This window comes from Gottfriedia sp. S16(2024), from assembly GCF_050473765.1.
In the GTDB taxonomy this organism is placed as follows: domain Bacteria; phylum Bacillota; class Bacilli; order Bacillales; family Bacillaceae_G; genus Gottfriedia.
In genome coordinates this window covers 3229470-3241711 of sequence record NZ_JBFLUO010000001.1, presented here as the reverse complement: position 1 = coordinate 3241711, position 12242 = coordinate 3229470, and the positions used below count along the sequence as shown (strand labels likewise).

Sequence of the window (12242 nt, the reverse complement as noted above, 5' to 3'; positions counted from 1 at the left end):
AATCTTATAGAATCGCAAATAAAATAATAAATTACCCATACTGGTAATGGTATTTTGACTTAAAATCTGAGCAGTTAAATACCTTTCAAATGGAAAATAAGCAAATATGCTCTCATTGTTACTTAATCCAATTAGAAATTACTTTTTTTCTCTAAAAAAGAGCGATTTATAAACTAAAAGAGGGCACATATATGTCAATTAAAACGACATATATGCACCCCCCATAAAGTATAAATTATTTTTTCACAAATCCATTTAGGCTCTTATTTGTGTGCCAACGCCTTGTCTGACTTTCTTTTCAATCATTAAATAACGTGATAATCCAAATGTTACGATTAAAGAAACTATAACAGGAATTGAACCCATCCATGTAATAGAACGGATGGACAATTGACTGACTGCAAGCCCTCCAATTGCTGCACCAAATGCGAAGCCTAATTGCATCATTGACTGATTTAATCCTAATAAAACATCGGAAGATTTTGGAGAAATTGTTGCTAAGTTAAATTGTTGTGTCGCACCAGATGACCAACCAGAAAATGACCATAATGTAAGGATAATAATCACTGTATTAATTGAACTAGAGATGAGAGATAATAATAAGATCGATAAAATATTAAGTACTAATCCACGTTTTAAAGTAAGCGAAATTCCCCACTTGTCTGCACTGAATCCTCCGAATTTAGATCCAATTAGACTCGCTATTCCAAGTATTAATAAAGCAAAACTTAAAACGTGATCGCTCATCTTTGTAGTTTGAATAAGATACGGTGATAAATAAGTAAATATGATTCCATACCCGCTCATTAAGAAAAAAGTAATAGATAAAGCTAATGCAATTTTTGGTTGTTTAATTAATGCGATTTGCTGCAATAATGGAATCGGTTGATCACCATGGGTTTGTGGAATTGTTTTAACGATAATTGCTAAAGCGATTAACACCAATATGGCAACTCCAAGAAAAACGAATCTCCAATCATAGGCAGCTGCTATAAATCTTCCAATCGGGACCCCTATAATCAATGAAGCAGTAAATCCCATGACAACAGTGGCAATTGAACTTGCCTTTTTATCTGCTGGAGCAATCTTTGCAGCCAAGCTAAGTACCGTAACAACAGTAACGCCTGCACTTAACGCCATTATAATTCGTGCAACCATAAACAAACCGTAACCAGGTGCAATTACTGCTAATAAATTACCTAAAATAAATACGCTTAAAGAAAATAGAAGTAACTTTCGGCGTTCCATTTTAGCTAATACGGCCATTAAAATCGGTGTACCGATCGCATAGATCAATGAATACACCGTAATTAGTTGCCCTGCAGCTTCAATCGAAATCCCTAATTCATCGGCCATTTTGTCTAAGATTCCAGAAATAACATATTGTGAAGTACCAACTAAAAAACTAATCATTGCTAAAATATAAATTTTCCCTTTATTCGTCATAAATTAATTCCTCTCACATAATTTTATATTTCTACAAATACCGAAATATTAATCTTTAGAAAAGGAAGCTACTTGATTAGCTTCCTTTCACTATTTGTTCAAAATCAAGTCTTAGATTAGAACGTTTAAATGTTTTTTAACGTCATATTCTTCAATTGCTTCACCATTTTTCAAACGATGTATAAGATCTGGATTCGAAATTAGAGGACGCCCGAACGCAGCAACATCAATTGTTCCTTCAACGATCGCTTTTTCTGCCATTTCAGGATTTAACGTTCCTACCCCAACAATAATGCCATCCCAGTACTTTCTTACAAGCTGATGCATCGTTTTACCATCTGCAAGTATACGATCAAATTGCATAATTGAAGGGTGCAATAAAGTTGCGCCAACTTCTTTGAATGCTTCAATAAATGTACGAATTGCGTAATCTGGATCCTCCCACATATAGCCCGGAATATCAGCTTTATGAGCAGAAAATCGAATCATCGTTCTTTCAGTACCAATTGCTTCGATTACTGCTTTTATTACTTCCTTCATGAAAGTTAATCGTTGTGGAAGATCACCACCGTATTGATCTGTACGATGATTTGTAACATCTGAATTAAATTGATCAATTAAATAACCATGTGCAGCATGAATTTCAACTCCATCAAAACCAGCTTCAATCGCATTTTTAGCTGCTTGAGCATATTGATTGGTTGCTTCTCTAATATCCTGAATAGTCATTTCTTCAGGCATATCATACGGCTTACGAAAACGAGAAACTAATCCTTCTGCAGGAATCGCTGAAGGTGCTTGAGGTGGCATATTCCCAGCAAGCTCGTGATGAGATAATCGTCCTACATGCCATATTTGAGAAATCATTGTGCCCCCCTCTTTATGTACGGCATCAGTTACTTTTTTCCAAGCTTTAATTTGATCCTCAGAATAAATACCTGGAATACCTGGGTAACCTTTTCCACGTGCACTAATGACTGTTCCTTCAGAAATAATCAAACCTACGCCATCTGCAGCTCGTTTACGATAATATTCCACTATATCTTCTCCAACTACACCTGTTTGATCATCTGCAAAACTTCTTGTTAATGGAGCCATTGCAGTACGACTACGTAAATTCCAAGCACCTATTTTTACTGGCTCAAAAAGTTTACTTTCTAAACCCTTTTCTAATTTTCCCCAACTAGTTTCTTCGTTGCTTACTAAACTCATATTCAATTCCCCCTTTTATTATTCGGTATTTCTATAAATACTGAAATATAAAGTAAAAATTTACCGCTTTATTTTTAAAGTAAAGCGGGTGCATATTTTTCCAAGACTTCTCGTTGTAAACTATAGTATCTGAAGGTTCCTTCTTTGCGAACTGTTAGCAAGCCGCAATCAAGTAATGGTTTTAAATGATGTGTCAATGTAGAATTGGCCGATACCTTTATTTGATTTTTCATTTCTAAACAAGCTAATTCAGATTGCTTAGCAAGTACTTTAACAATTTGTAAACGGGTGGATTCTCCTAATGCCTTATAAATCTTTACTGCAATATCATCGTTCACCACTTTAACCTCCTCTCAAAGACCAGCGCTTATTTCAGTATTTCTAGAAATATTGTATTTTAACTAATTTATGTTGTCAAGAGACATGATTCATAAATTCAAGAAAAAAATTTGGCTAATTGCAGAGCAATGAATTGTTAATATTTTTGCAAAAAAAACAAAAACCCACAAGGAATTAATTACCTTGTAAGTTTTTGCACTAAAATACTTGATGAGATCAACCCGTTAGTCTAAATGAGTAGATTAAATAAAGTTGGGTTATTGTTTATTTCCATAAATTGAATTTCATGACAATTCATTCGTTCAATCAATGCATTATAATCGGATTTATTGGCCAATTCAATCCCCACTAGTGCTGGCCCATTGTCCTTATTGTTTTTCTTTGTGTATTCAAATCTCGTTATGTCATCATTTGGTCCTAATACTTTATCAAGAAATTCACGTAATGCGCCAGATCGTTGTGGGAAGTTGATGATGAAATAATGTTTTAGACCTTCATGAATTAAAGATCTTTCTTTTATTTCTTGAAGTCGGTCTATATCATTATTTCCACCAGATACGATACAAACGACATTCTTACCTTTTATTTCATCTTTAAATAATTCTAAAGCTGATACAGACATAGCTCCTGCGGGCTCTGCAATTATTGCATTTTTATTATAAAGCTCTAAAATAGTTGTACAAATCTCGCCTTCTGGAATAGCGACAACTTGGTCAAGCACATCTCTACAGATTTCATATGTTAAATAACCTACTTGGCCAACCGCTGCTCCATCAACAAATTTCTCAATAAAAGGTAAGGTTACAACTCTACCATTTGCAATCGATTCGGCCATTGAGGCAGCACCCATCGGCTCTACTCCGATCACCTTAGTTGTAGGACTAATTCCTTTTATGTATGTTCCAACTCCAGAGCTTAATCCACCCCCGCCGATTGCTACGAATAGATAATCTACTGGACGGTCAATTTCATTTAATATTTCAACTGCTACTGTGCCCTGCCCTGCAATTACATCAGGATCATCAAATGGATGAATAAATGTCATTTGATTTTCATTGCAATAAGCTTGCGCATTTTGATAAGCAATATCAAAGGTGTCACCAATTAAGATAACTTCAACAAATGGTCCACCAAAAAATTTCACCTGAGATACTTTTTGATTCGGTGTTGTTGATGGCATAAATATTTTCGCATACACCTGCAATTGATTACATGTATACGCTACGCCTTGAGCATGATTGCCTGCACTTGCACAAACAACCCCTTTTTGTCTATCTTCATAAGACAAATTGCTAATTTTGTAATATGCTCCTCTAAGCTTAAATGAGCGGATTATTTGTAAATCCTCTCGCTTTAAAAATACGTTACAATCATATTTTTCACTAAGCATTGTACTAATCTGCAAAGGTGTTTTATTCGTAACTTCTTTTAACGTATTATAGGCAACTAAAATATCCTCAATCTTAACAGTACTTTTTACTTTCTCCATATAACTACCTACCCTTTGCATTTTTTTATATAAATTCCATTATAGTAAAAGTTAACTAATTAATAAACAGAAAATTCAATTTTCTAATGAAAGTTTTATGTCATTTTACTTGATTGAAATAAAATATGCCTAAAATTGTAACTTCCAATCTAATTGGCAGTAATACACTAGTTATCATTTTCAGTAGGATATGCTATCATTTTCATATTAAATAAATAGATATTAGGTGATTTATAAAATGGAAAATCAATCTTTATTATTAATCGATGGCTTTAACTTATTAAGTAGAGGTTATTTTGCAACTTCTTATGGTAGAAGTGATGAACAACTTTCAAAGACGAAAGATGGCGTATATATAAATGCATTAAGAGTATTTATTCCAAAGCTTTTTAACTTAATTAAAGAGCATGACATTACCCACCTCGCAATTACTTGGGATGTTAAACGTGAAGAAACTGATCGTCGAAATAAATATGATTTTTATAAAGCTACTCGTGGAGAACTACCAACGCCACTTATCGAACAATTTTTCACTTTAAAAACAGCATTAGAAGAAATCGGCATTGCTCAACTAGAAATGGCACCGTATGAAGCAGATGATTTAATGGGAACTTTATCAAATAATTGGTCTAATTCAGTTAAAAATAAATGCTATATTTATAGTAATGATCGAGACTTATTACAATTAATAAACGAGCATACGTCTCAAATCATTGCTCAAAAAACTGGTGAAATTGTATACTCCCTAGAGCACTTCAGTAATGATTATGGGATCCATCCGAAACAATGGGTTGATGTAAAAGCTTTATTAGGTGATTCTAGTGATAATATACCTGGTTGCCCTGGAGTAGGAGAAAAATCGGCTATTCCATTAATTCAACTTTATAACTCAGTTGAAGAATTGTACGAAAATATGGAAAATCTTGATTCTAAATTTAATCGCTACAAAAAGAAATTAGAAGCTGGGAAGGACTCTACTTTTATTAGTAAAGAGCTTTCTGCAATAACAATTGATATACCCCATTTTGCTGAATATACATTTGAAGATTTAAAAATTAATATTGATGAAGATAAATTATCACTTAAGCTCGAGGAATTAGAAATTCGTGTGAAGAGATAAAAGTCAGTAAATATGCTGGTCGGGAAACCCTTGTTATCAAAGAATAAACATTAACTTCAAAAAATAAAATATGCCTTGAAAATTTTTAAATAAAAGAACACTACAGTTTTTGAATAACTAAGTAGTGTTCTTTTTTATTTGACTCTGTTAAATTTAAATGTTGAATTTTGAACTAAAAAATGTTGTCTAATTAAATAACATTAGGAACTCTAATATGACAAGCTAATCCCTATAATTGCCCCTAATGCCGCTAACAATTTGGATAAAAAATAATCCATTTTGCCTTGAAATACTAAATATCTTGAATAACTCATAGTCATTTCTCCAGATATAGGCAATAATAATAGTTCAAATATTTACTAAGAATATCAATAGATAGCTATGTGACTTATTAGTGTAATTAGAAATAAAGCCGTTTTAATACACCTTTCCTAAAAGATTTTCTAACAAAGTTGCTTAAATTGCACTTAAATATTTCTTTTTGGTTTATCATTAAAAAAATTTAACAAATTCTGTATTGTAGAATAACGACATAAATGTTTAAATTATACTAGTCATTTTTATCTTAAATATTCTGAATCAAATTAAAGTCCATACAAAAATCTCAAAAGGAGCTCTTACTAAGCAAATGGAAGAAACGCGTAAAAAAATCAGAAAAACAAAAAGAAAGCCTCTTAAAATATTGCTTGTGATCGTTCTAATTCTTATAGCATTTATTGGATATAAGGGAATAAAAACATACTATAAATTACAGAATGCTACTCAGGGTGAAGCTATTCACTCAAGTATGCGTAAACAAGAAATAAAGAATACCCAACCGTTTTCCATTTTATTTCTTGGAATTGAAAATTACGCAACAAAGGGTGCAGGTGGTAGAACTGATACCATCATTTTAGCAACTGTTAATCCCAAAGATAAAACAATACAAAAAATGAGCATTCCTCGTGATACGTACGTGGAAATTCCAGATCAAAATAGAAAATCTAAAATTAATGGTGCATATAACAGTGGTCTTCAATCAACTGTAAATACAGTAGAAAACTTTTTACATGTCCCAATTGACTATTATGTTACTGTAGACTTTGGTGGTTTTAAAAATATTGTTGATGAGATTGGTGGAATTGATGTTGATGTTCCATTTGATTTTTGGCAATATACTGATACTAAACCACGTTATAAGGTTTACTTTAAAAAAGGAAAACAACATCTAAATGGTACAGAAGCTTTAGCCTATGCTCGAATGAGAAAGCGCGATCCACGTGGTGACTTTGGACGTGAAGAACGTCAACAACAAGCTATGCTAGCAATTATCGATAAATTAAAGTCTCCCGAAACATTATTTAAAATAGATAATTATGCAAGTGTATTTAGTAAAAATGTCAAAACAAATATGAGCTTATCTCAAGGATTATATTTATTTAATGATATGAAGGGTGCTAATCCTACTAAAAACATCACAACATTAAAATTGGACGGAAAAGATGATTATATAAACAAGATTTACTATTATATGCCTGATCAAACTAGCGTAAATAATATAACAAGTAGTTTGAGAAATCATCTCGAGCTTGATAAATTACCATCTACTTCCATTGAATCAAAATAAGTGCATGTATCATTAATTTTAAAAAAGAGATAAATGAGTAGGCATACTCATTTATCTCTTTTCTTTTTTATATCCATTTAGATTTCAATACATTTAACTTCTAGAGGCTTAACTATGTGAGTTTTTAGAATACCTAAATGTTTAGGTATTTTATTACTTTATTGTAATAACTGTCTATTGGATTTGCTGTTTCGACAATAAGATAATCATGTGTAGGTCTTCTTGAATTGTTAACCCATTCATGAAATGCTTCTTCATTTTTAACTTCATGTATTTGACTGATCATTCGCTCTCGCTTTTTCAATCTATCATTAATTTCATTAAAATTATTGAGATAACACTCAACATATTTGTATTTTGCATTATGTTTTTTTGTAAGTAAGGTCCCCTTTTCTACCATTTCTATATAGAAACAAGGGCTATCAAAAATAACATTTTGTCCTAAAGAAAGATAAAAATCGATTAACGACCATTCGATGTCATATGATATTTTACCGACTTCCTTTGGATCTACAGTAGGTCCCAATGATTCTAATAATGGGGATTTTACAATATCATGATCTATAACAATCGCACCTGTATTTTTTGCTATCATTCTAGATAATGTTGACTTACCTGAACCTGGGAAACCTGCCATTTGAAGAAAAAACATGAAATTCATTCCTTTCATACTACTATCATTTAATGAATCTCTCATTCATTCGACCAAAAATAACAACTTCCTGCTTAAAGTATGAACCGTTTTTAATAGAAAGATATATTAAATTTACTAATTTTCTTTCTTCTCCTCAACAATAAAATAATATATTAACCAAATTACAATCAAGAAACAAAGTCCAGCTGAAACATAATCTTTAGAATTGAAATTAGGTATTGTTACAATAATCATTATAAATAGGGGTATCAAGCGTGAAAAAATTTTTCCCATGAATTTATTCCTTTCCTTAACTAAAGCAATGCGTTAGGTGAATAAGAAGTTTATATTTTTCCATATATTCCTATTGCTTAGAGGAAGTGTTCTTTTTAAATGTACAATAGAGAAAAAGCGCAGCTCCTCCTCCTAAAGCAACGGCAAAATTTGAACTTCTTAAAGTATCATTCATTATATATGTTGTCACTAAAAAGACGATTACAAATGAAATACTCAGTAAAAAATTTATAAATAAAGATTTACTTGGTAACATGTTTTACTCCTCGAACAAAAAAAGCCACCCGAATTGGCAGCTTCTATTCAACACATGCATGCGTTAGTTGCACAAAACTAAGTATTCCAGGTAATCAATATTATGAAAAGTCTCGAAATGGCTTCCCATATCTTACTAGAACATGCCACAATAGCTTTAGCTCTTGAAGTATTTCTTTATATGTTCCTCGATCGCTCCAAGATAAAGGATTGCGTTCTAAGCTCATTACCGCAGAACCAATCACATTTGCATCGATAATGTTATTACATGCAATACGTTTTGCTAAGGAGGGCATCGAAAGACCTCTAAAGTCAACGGGAACCTCGTCGACTGTAAGTACAAACCCCATATGCCAATAAAGTTCAATTGAATATTTATAGCATATTTGTTCTAAGCAAATACCTACAGGTGTATTCTTGAATGATGGATCTGCAACAAGCATTTCCACGTCCTCATTAAGCGAAATATCTCCATGAACTTGAGCTTCAATATAGTGATTAAGATTACGGTTTGCTTCCATGTTTCTAGGGTCCAAGAACGGCTTTTCAAGATTAACTAGCAAATGATTAATTAATTTTGAAGGGGTTAGATTTGTTTCACCTATTCCAAAATCTCTTATGTAAACCTCTTCCAAAAGAGCTGCCATAATAAGATCAAACTCTTTATATGTGCCTTTTTCCTTTGGATCTTGGTGTGAATCCAAATACGTAAATGTGCAACGATGTGATGCCTCTGGTGTTAGGAGTAAATAACAAGAACCAAAACGAGGTGAAGGACCATCGGGGTGTAGCATTAAATTTAATGCCCCATATTTGGGGCGCTGGGTATTTGTTACTCCTTTCAGTTGATATGCTCCTCCAAAAATCTTTTTCTCCCATAGATCACGTTCACCTCCAGGATAGGCGGACACGCTACCATTAGATATAAATGTTTCAAATTGACTTTTATAAACTCCTTGCTGAAGAAGCGCTTCAGAAACATTTTTCATATTGGAAACTGGTCTATCTGGGTGAAAATGAAGAGCAACCTTAGCATGAGCCTTTAGCTTTTCAACTGCATTTTCATATAAATTACTTGAGATATTAGACATTTGAAGAATGTGCTTAATTGTTGCTTTAGCATCACTTTTAAAGTTCCTAGAATAATTAGAAATGTATTCTATTGCCGATAGCTGTGCATTAGTCAATTCCATGACTATTAACTCCTTTCATTTCAAAATGAGTACTAGTTTAAATTATATTTTCTAGGACTTATTTCAATTTTCTTCTGGAACTATCCTGCCAATTAGTACAATAAAAAGGGAACTACCAAAATAGTTCCCAGTTGTTCATCTATCACCCAAGTTACTTTAAGTATATATTTTTAAAAACTTTCAGATTGTTCTTTATTTAAAATACTAAATGCATTATAAGAAAAAATGTTGCACCTAATTTATAGGTGCAACGCGTATGTTATTTATCAAATCATTGTATGAATCTCTCTAACTTAATTTAGCAAATGCTACCAAAGAACCCTTATCGCAAGATTGAAAACCATTCTTTTCATAAAAATGTCTAACATCAGGTGCTTCTTCAGTTAATAAAACTTTTTGACGAACATTTTTATATTTATTCAGAACCTGTTGCATCAGTTGAGTAGCAATTCCTTGATTTTGATAACCATTTAACACAAGAATATCTTGAATATAGATAATTGTTAATCCATCACCAACAATACGGATTAACCCAACTAATTCTTCACCGTCCCAAGCAGATACAACTTCTAATGACTGTTCTATTGCCTGTTGAAGAACTTTTAAATCTTGGGTATATGCATACCATTCTACATCATTATATAAACTTTCTAATTGTTCATTATTTATCTTTTTACTATTATTAAAATTTATCGTCATTCATTTTTCCTCCTCAAAATTAATTATTTTGAAGAGTTGATCCATAATTTATCCACTGTCTTATGCTCCCTTTCCATATATTGCCATATAGTTTATTTATTACATTTTCGACATTATTCACTATATTCCTTTTTGCTACAAAAAAATTATCTTTTACACTACAGCCATTTACTAGAATAAGAAACTTAACAATCTGCTTTAACAGAGCCCTTAATTTAAATAATTTGTTTGCATAGCTGAATTATATTTTTTTGTTATCAAATTTCTTAATCAACTTGCCACAAACGTTCACAATCAAACTCATTATTTTTAAACTTCAAAAGATAAATATCAGGATTGCTTAATTTTTTCCAATTCTCAAAACCAAATTCTTCGTTAAACTGTTTTAAAATTAATGACATCAAATTTCCATGGGTTACAACGATTGTAGATTTATTTTCACTTTTGATGATTTCATCTATTACGCTTATTGCACGATTAGTAGCTTCTTGGCTTGATTCGCCACCATCGAATTTCAATTCCATATCTTCAAATGTAGCTTCTAATTTATCAAGCCAGTCCGGTAAATCAATCGAGCTTAACATACGTTCAGATAGTCGATCATCAAGAACAATGTCAATTTTCTTTTCATTACTTGTCGGTTCAATTGATTGAAATGCACGTAAAAAAGGGCTTGAAATAATTTGGTCAATTTTAATCTTTGAGAAAAAATCAGCCAGATGATTAGCCTGATGTAATCCACGCTTAGTTAGATTCGCCTCATATGGCTGTCCTACAGCTTCACAATGTCGAATTATATAAATCTCTTTTTCCATTTTTTTCTGCTCCTATTTTCTATTATTCTATTAAATTAACAATTTTTCTCTCTATTTTCTTATATTATCATTAACCATTCTATATTTGATAATTGAATATTCTATTTTTCGTCCATTTCTTTTAAACCTAAATGTATATTATTGATGACAATCTGAATTGAATGTATTATTTTAATGACAACAATCATCCAGAAGGTAATTATTATGGGAAATATCATTTTCATGGTAAATAGAGGAGTTTTTAAGAAATGAAAGAGTATTTTACAATTGGTGAAGTATCAAAATTATTCCAAGTCAAAATTGCGACTCTAAGGTATTATGATCAGATTGGGCTCTTACGTCCAGAATTTATCGATGAAAAGACCAACTATAGATATTATTCAACACAGCAGTTTGAAAGATTAAATTCAATAAAATATTTGAGGGCTCTAGATTTACCAATAAACGAAATTATAGATTTTTTTAATTATCGGGAAATCGATGCTCTTGTTGACATGTTAAAAAAACAAAAAGATGAAGTTGCCAAAAAAAAGAAAGAATTGGAGATTATTGAAACAAAAATATCACGCCGCCTATTGCAAATTGAAGATGCTGTTAGTGCACCTTTAGATCAGATTTCTGAAATAACTCTTCCCGAAATGCATGTAGCATATTTACGCCATGACTACGTTATAGGAGATGATATTGAATTACCTATTACTGAATTAAGGAACAGTTTTGGAATAAAGGAGGAAATTTTTTTAGGGAAAATTGGCATCTCGATCTCAGTTTCAAATTTGAATAATAATGTTTTTGATAAATATTCTAGTATTTTCATGATACTAGAAGATGGTGATCAGATACCTCCAACTTCCATTGTTATTCCATCAAGAGACTATCTGAAAGTTCGATTTAAAGGTACACATATTGATGCAGTTGATTATTATAAACTATTGTTGACCTATATGAAAAAGCACAATTATGAACTGTTAGACGACTCCTTTGAAATTACACTTATTGATTATGGCCTCACCAACGATAAAGAAAAGTATGTCACAGAAATTTTATTACCTTACAAGTAAACATAATCATAAAAACTCACTTGACCCTCTAGTTACTAGAGGGTTTATTTTTTATTAATATACTATTAATAAAAGGAGA

General features: G+C 31.8%; 12 protein-coding genes. 3 read left to right on the top strand and 9 right to left on the bottom strand.

Going from position 1 to position 12242, the window contains the following annotated elements:
• Positions 1 to 255: 255 nt before the first annotated feature.
• From AB1282_RS15160 to ilvA, 4 genes are all read right to left on the bottom strand, one after another.
• Positions 256 to 1446, bottom strand: a complete 1191-nt coding sequence (locus AB1282_RS15160) for an MFS transporter (protein ID WP_056470386.1) — start codon at positions 1444 to 1446, stop codon at positions 256 to 258.
• A gap of 111 nt (positions 1447 to 1557) precedes the next feature.
• Positions 1558 to 2658, bottom strand: a complete 1101-nt coding sequence (locus AB1282_RS15155) for an alkene reductase (protein ID WP_056470389.1) — start codon at positions 2656 to 2658, stop codon at positions 1558 to 1560.
• Between the two features lie 74 nt (positions 2659 to 2732).
• Entirely contained in the window at positions 2733 to 2996 is a 264-nt protein-coding gene (locus AB1282_RS15150; RefSeq protein ID WP_082459465.1) for an ArsR/SmtB family transcription factor, read from the bottom strand.
• Positions 2997 to 3226: 230 nt separating this feature from the next.
• The gene (ilvA, locus tag AB1282_RS15145; RefSeq protein ID WP_429899431.1) at positions 3227 to 4486 is read right to left on the bottom strand and encodes a threonine ammonia-lyase IlvA; all 1260 of its coding nucleotides are present in this window, start codon (positions 4484 to 4486) and stop codon (positions 3227 to 3229) included.
• Between the two features lie 238 nt (positions 4487 to 4724).
• On the opposite strand from ilvA, the gene AB1282_RS15140 reads away from it, so the two are divergent.
• Complete coding sequence (locus AB1282_RS15140; protein ID WP_056470398.1) at positions 4725 to 5606, top strand: 5'-3' exonuclease; 882 nt, start codon at positions 4725 to 4727, stop codon at positions 5604 to 5606.
• A gap of 628 nt (positions 5607 to 6234) precedes the next feature.
• Positions 6235 to 7212, top strand: a complete 978-nt coding sequence (locus tag AB1282_RS15135) for an LCP family protein (protein WP_429899430.1) — start codon at positions 6235 to 6237, stop codon at positions 7210 to 7212.
• A 133-nt stretch (positions 7213 to 7345) separates the two neighbouring features.
• Here AB1282_RS15135 and AB1282_RS15130 read toward each other — a convergent pair whose 3' ends face one another.
• The 5 genes from AB1282_RS15130 to AB1282_RS15110 form a co-directional block, all read right to left on the bottom strand.
• The gene (locus AB1282_RS15130; RefSeq protein WP_390310394.1) at positions 7346 to 7864 is read right to left on the bottom strand and encodes an AAA family ATPase; all 519 of its coding nucleotides are present in this window, start codon (positions 7862 to 7864) and stop codon (positions 7346 to 7348) included.
• 346 nt (positions 7865 to 8210) lie between these two features.
• A complete protein-coding gene (locus AB1282_RS15125; RefSeq protein ID WP_429899429.1) occupies positions 8211 to 8396 on the bottom strand; it encodes a hypothetical protein in 186 nt (61 codons plus the stop codon).
• Positions 8397 to 8496: 100 nt separating this feature from the next.
• Entirely contained in the window at positions 8497 to 9588 is a 1092-nt protein-coding gene (locus tag AB1282_RS15120; RefSeq protein WP_429899428.1) for a DUF3626 domain-containing protein, read from the bottom strand.
• 288 nt (positions 9589 to 9876) lie between these two features.
• Positions 9877 to 10287, bottom strand: a complete 411-nt coding sequence (locus AB1282_RS15115; RefSeq protein WP_429899427.1) for a GNAT family N-acetyltransferase — start codon at positions 10285 to 10287, stop codon at positions 9877 to 9879.
• Positions 10288 to 10553: 266 nt separating this feature from the next.
• A complete protein-coding gene (locus AB1282_RS15110; protein WP_429899426.1) occupies positions 10554 to 11102 on the bottom strand; it encodes a histidine phosphatase family protein in 549 nt (182 codons plus the stop codon).
• A gap of 248 nt (positions 11103 to 11350) precedes the next feature.
• Between AB1282_RS15110 and AB1282_RS15105 the strand changes: the two genes are divergently transcribed.
• Positions 11351 to 12163 (top strand): MerR family transcriptional regulator, encoded by an 813-nt coding sequence (locus AB1282_RS15105; protein WP_429899425.1) that lies wholly within the window; start codon positions 11351 to 11353, stop codon positions 12161 to 12163.
• Positions 12164 to 12242: the final 79 nt, after the last annotated feature.

What these genes read in the sequence shown, in the direction of transcription:
- AB1282_RS15135 (WP_429899430.1), top strand. Translation starts at nt 6,235, where the DNA reads ATGGAAGAAACGCGTAAAAAAATCAGAAAAACAAAAAGAAAGCCTCTT.
- ilvA (WP_429899431.1), bottom strand. Translation starts at nt 4,486, where the DNA reads ATGGAGAAAGTAAAAAGTACTGTTAAGATTGAGGATATTTTAGTTGCC.
- AB1282_RS15160 (WP_056470386.1), bottom strand. Translation starts at nt 1,446, where the DNA reads ATGACGAATAAAGGGAAAATTTATATTTTAGCAATGATTAGTTTTTTA.
- AB1282_RS15115 (WP_429899427.1), bottom strand. Translation starts at nt 10,287, where the DNA reads ATGACGATAAATTTTAATAATAGTAAAAAGATAAATAATGAACAATTA.
- AB1282_RS15140 (WP_056470398.1), top strand. Translation starts at nt 4,725, where the DNA reads ATGGAAAATCAATCTTTATTATTAATCGATGGCTTTAACTTATTAAGT.
- AB1282_RS15125 (WP_429899429.1), bottom strand. Translation starts at nt 8,396, where the DNA reads ATGTTACCAAGTAAATCTTTATTTATAAATTTTTTACTGAGTATTTCA.
- AB1282_RS15110 (WP_429899426.1), bottom strand. Translation starts at nt 11,102, where the DNA reads ATGGAAAAAGAGATTTATATAATTCGACATTGTGAAGCTGTAGGACAG.
- AB1282_RS15120 (WP_429899428.1), bottom strand. Translation starts at nt 9,588, where the DNA reads ATGGAATTGACTAATGCACAGCTATCGGCAATAGAATACATTTCTAAT.
- AB1282_RS15130 (WP_390310394.1), bottom strand. Translation starts at nt 7,864, where the DNA reads ATGTTTTTTCTTCAAATGGCAGGTTTCCCAGGTTCAGGTAAGTCAACA.
- AB1282_RS15105 (WP_429899425.1), top strand. Translation starts at nt 11,351, where the DNA reads ATGAAAGAGTATTTTACAATTGGTGAAGTATCAAAATTATTCCAAGTC.
- AB1282_RS15155 (WP_056470389.1), bottom strand. Translation starts at nt 2,658, where the DNA reads ATGAGTTTAGTAAGCAACGAAGAAACTAGTTGGGGAAAATTAGAAAAG.